The sequence below is a fragment of the Streptomyces milbemycinicus genome (assembly GCF_002154605.1).
GTDB classification, from domain to species: Bacteria; Actinomycetota; Actinomycetes; order Streptomycetales; family Streptomycetaceae; genus Streptomyces; species Streptomyces milbemycinicus.
Window position 1 is genome coordinate 1 of record NZ_MUNE01001033.1, and the last position, 1,523, is coordinate 1,523.

The following is a 1,523-nucleotide window of genomic DNA, read 5'->3' on the forward strand; positions in this document are numbered from 1 at the left end:
TCCGGCGGGGGCCCAACTGCTTCCGGGGGCGGCGGCTCGGCGGGTCTCTCCGTTTCCGTCGGGAGAGACGACGGCGGGCGCGGGTGGTGACGCTCCTTCGGCCGGAGGCGAGAAAGTGCCGGCTCGACAACCGCCATGGCGGGCCTGTCCATGTGCGCCAGAACCCCGCCCACCACCAGCCCCTCGTTCATCCGCTCCAAGTCCTCCTCCGGCACCGGCCGCCCCGCCCCCTCCGGCGGCAGCAGATCGGGGTCCGCCCAGGCCAGCACCGGGCGGCCGGGGCAGGTCAAGGGGCGCTGCAGCGCCATGGCCCGGTAGATCCGCACCTGCTCGGGCAAATGCCCGCGCGGGTCTGTGAGATGGCCGAGGGCAGGAGAGCCGGGCTTGTCGCCGCGGTCCCACAGCACCACGGGCACACCGGCGGCCAGACACGTCTGCACGGCGGCGGAACGGCGCTGCCGCGACGCCACGATGTGCGCCCGCCCCGCGAACCGCCGCTCCATCAGCAGCCCGTACAGGGCCCGCGTGCTTTCGGCCGCCTCGTCGTCGATGTGCAGCGGCTCCTCACTGTCCAGCCGCCGCCACCGCTCCCGCCAGTCGGACAGGATCCCTTCGCCGCCCCGCTCGCGCAGCTCGGGGCAGTTGACCACCACCGGGTACTCCGCGCCGAGCACCCGCGGCAGCGGCTGGTCCGGGTCCTCCCAGTCGTCGAGGGGGAGCTCCAGCGAGTCGCGGTCCACGATCAACTCGACGACGGGAAGCAGCCCGTCCCCCCGGCGCAGCGAACCGACGACCGCCAGGATCTCCCGGGCCACTTCGCCGGACGTACGCGGCCGCTGGTCCTGCTCCGAGACCGGCTGCGGGCCGGATCCGTCGTCGCACCACAGCCGCATGCGGTAGCGCTCGGGCCCGTCGTCGCGAGCGGGCAGCGCGCGCAGTTCGACCAGTACGCGCGGCGGGGTGTGCTGCCACTTCTTCGCCCAGTCCGCGGCGTCCGCCTGCCGGTCCCGCAGGGCCGTCCCGTGCACGCCGAGCCGATCGGCGACCCGGGCGCACCAATGTCGCAGTGCCGCCAGCTGGTCCACCCCAGCGCCCGGTTCATTGGCCCGGAAGCAGGGTGCCGCCACGTACTCGACGGCGCGCAGCAGCCGAGGCACGGCCACGCCGCCGCGCGGGGCGGGCGGGCTGTCGCCGTGCAGCGTCTCCAGGTGCTCGACGAGCGCGGCGGTGCTCCCGCCACCGTTCAGCAGGGCCGTGGGCACGGCGGCCAGCGGCAGCGCCGCCCGTACGGCGGCGGGGATGCGGGCCGCCGCGGGGGCGGGCAGCGCGTCCAGCAGCGCGACCAGCCGCTTGTACTCCTGGGGCGAGAGCAGCCGAGACAGGTTGTGTGAGCGCGCCACGGCCAGCAGTTCGTCCGCCAGGTCCCGCGCGGTGAAGCGAACGGCCTCCACCAGGGCGGGCAGCGCCCGCTCATGGGTGAGCAGCAGTCGGGCGAGCTCCTCGGCCGACGGCGCCCCGTCGGC

1 protein-coding gene is annotated in these 1,523 nt (G+C 75.4%); it reads right to left on the reverse strand.

Going from position 1 to position 1,523, the window contains the following annotated elements:
- A partial coding sequence (locus tag CCN51_RS50655) for a VMAP-C domain-containing protein (protein WP_483883484.1) occupies positions 1–1,523 on the reverse strand: 1,523 nt, incomplete at both ends.